Origin of the sequence: Vibrio sp. 10N.222.52.C3, assembly GCF_041474195.1 — a bacterium.
Lineage (GTDB): Bacteria > Pseudomonadota > Gammaproteobacteria > Enterobacterales > Vibrionaceae > Vibrio > Vibrio crassostreae_C.
Genome location: NZ_JBFRTQ010000149.1, coordinates 1 through 523, shown reverse-complemented (window position 1 = coordinate 523; position 523 = coordinate 1). Strand labels below are relative to the sequence as shown.

4 tRNA genes are annotated in these 523 nt (G+C 44.9%); all 4 read left to right on the top strand.

Going from position 1 to position 523, the window contains the following annotated elements:
• The first annotated feature begins 20 nt into the window (after nucleotides 1–20).
• The 4 genes from AB4517_RS19925 to AB4517_RS19910 all read left to right on the top strand — a co-directional run bounded on the left by AB4517_RS19925 (nucleotide 21) and on the right by AB4517_RS19910 (nucleotide 490).
• Nucleotides 21–105: transfer RNA gene (locus AB4517_RS19925), tRNA-Leu, on the top strand.
• A 42-nt stretch (nucleotides 106–147) separates the two neighbouring features.
• Nucleotides 148–222: transfer RNA gene (locus tag AB4517_RS19920), tRNA-Gln, on the top strand.
• Nucleotides 223–277: 55 nt separating this feature from the next.
• Nucleotides 278–362: transfer RNA gene (locus tag AB4517_RS19915), tRNA-Leu, on the top strand.
• A gap of 51 nt (nucleotides 363–413) precedes the next feature.
• A tRNA-Met gene (locus tag AB4517_RS19910) sits at nucleotides 414–490 on the top strand.
• Nucleotides 491–523: the final 33 nt, after the last annotated feature.

The following is a 523-nucleotide window of genomic DNA, read 5'->3' as shown; positions in this document are numbered from 1 at the left end:
TATGACTATAAAGATTTGCTGCGGTCGTGGCGGAATTGGTAGACGCACCAGATTTAGGTTCTGGCGCCGAGAGGTGTGAGAGTTCAAGTCTCTCCGACCGCACCATTATTTAGAATGTGTTTCTTTCATTAGATGACCATTCATTGTTGGGCTATCGCCAAGCGGTAAGGCACCGGCTTTTGATGCCGGCATTCCCTGGTTCGAATCCAGGTAGCCCAGCCACTATTACAACGTTATATTGAATCACCAATATTCAGTATGACTACAAAGATTTGCTGCGGTCGTGGCGGAATTGGTAGACGCACCAGATTTAGGTTCTGGCGCCGAGAGGTGTGAGAGTTCAAGTCTCTCCGACCGCACCATTATTTCTCTTTCATTAGAGAACAAATAGTGAATCGATTAGATTTATTATTGGCTACTTAGCTCAGTTGGTTAGAGCACATCACTCATAATGATGGGGTCGCAGGTTCAAATCCCGCAGTAGCCACCATTTATACAACGTTTTATTGAATCACCAATATTC